Origin of the sequence: Halorubrum sp. Atlit-26R (genome assembly GCF_003666015.1) — an archaeon.
In the GTDB taxonomy this organism is placed as follows: domain Archaea; phylum Halobacteriota; class Halobacteria; order Halobacteriales; family Haloferacaceae; genus Halorubrum.
The window spans coordinates 1-1,082 of the sequence record NZ_QPLT01000088.1; the positions used below are offsets into that span (position 1 = coordinate 1).

The 1,082-nt window shown below is 61.0% G+C and carries 3 protein-coding genes; all 3 read right to left on the reverse strand.

The window, feature by feature from the left end; genetic code table 11:
- Positions 1-4: 4 nt before the first annotated feature.
- Entirely contained in the window at positions 5-406 is a 402-nt protein-coding gene (locus DVK07_RS19430; RefSeq protein WP_121598504.1) for a PIN domain-containing protein, read from the reverse strand.
- On the reverse strand, positions 406-675 hold the full coding sequence (locus DVK07_RS19435; RefSeq protein WP_121598505.1) for an AbrB/MazE/SpoVT family DNA-binding domain-containing protein: 270 nt from the start codon (positions 673-675) through the stop codon (positions 406-408). The genes DVK07_RS19430 and DVK07_RS19435 overlap by 1 nt, the downstream gene beginning before the upstream one ends.
- Positions 676-780: 105 nt before the next feature.
- A partial coding sequence (locus DVK07_RS22840) for a hypothetical protein (RefSeq protein WP_158603196.1) occupies positions 781-1,082 on the reverse strand: 302 nt, incomplete at its 5' end.

Sequence of the window (1,082 nt, forward strand, 5' to 3'; positions counted from 1 at the left end):
CCGCTCAGACACCGTCTTCGCGAAATCGCTTCACGGTCACGTCGACGTCGTCGAAATCGTCGTCAGCACCCGTGTAGGCTGTCGCCTCTTCTATCGCTGCTGTGGCGAGGGGAAAGGCGTCTCCGAGTGCGACGTTGTAGTCGCGTTTGTAATCGGCGGCCGATTCCCAGACGTCCTCGGCCGTAACGACATCGCACCAGTTTCGAATCCGAGTTACGTACGCCTGCGCCATCTGCGGGTCGTCTCGTCCGCATACGTACCGCACTTCGGTACACGTCACCGTGTTCACTGACCCCTTCAGCTGGCCGCCTTCCACGCGGTCAATAATCGCTTCGACGGCATCACTCCCAGGCTCGTCCCAGTAATAAGCAATCAGCGGTTCCGCGTCGAATACGACGTGATCCATTAGTTGTCTCGCTCGAGGCGTTGACTTCGCTCCTTGTCGGACTTCCGCTCCTCACGAAGGATGGTCGTTCCACTCTCTGCCGTGGTTGCGGCTCCACGGAAGTCTTGGAGGCTGGGGAGTGGTTCAACGACGATCTCCCCTTGCTCGTTTTCGTGGATGCGAACCCTGCTTCCCGGTTCGATTCCATGCTTCTCCCGGAGTTCTTTGGGAATTGTTGCCTGGCCTTTCTGACTCAGATTCACGATTCGGCCCTCACTAGTTGTACTCATTATAGTATTACTATTCGATGTGCTACCTTGAACCTTTTCCCAGTCGGATCTGATGATATTCGTACGGTGATTGACTTCCTCCCATCCCTCTAGAGGTGGAGGAGGTCAACCCAAGCCGTCCAAGTCGCGGACCGGGTCCGCGAGCGCGGCGGTGGCGACGACCGACTCCGAGGGTGCGTGGACGACGCGCAGTTCGTCGACGGCGTGTTCGCCGCCGGTCGCGTAGCCGACGGTGACGCGCTCGTCCGTCGCGAGGCGGTTCGTCCCGACCGCGGTCCGGTCGACGACGGTGCCGTCGGCGTAGGCGACGACCTCGTACTCCGACGCCGCGACGGGGTCGTCGCCGGCGTGCGCGATCGTCACCGCGTCGGTACTTGCGTCGACGTGCGCGGTGAGCTGTACCGTCG

What these genes read in the sequence shown, in the direction of transcription:
- DVK07_RS19435 (WP_121598505.1), bottom strand. Translation starts at nt 675, where the DNA reads ATGAGTACAACTAGTGAGGGCCGAATCGTGAATCTGAGTCAGAAAGGC.
- DVK07_RS19430 (WP_121598504.1), bottom strand. Translation starts at nt 406, where the DNA reads ATGGATCACGTCGTATTCGACGCGGAACCGCTGATTGCTTATTACTGG.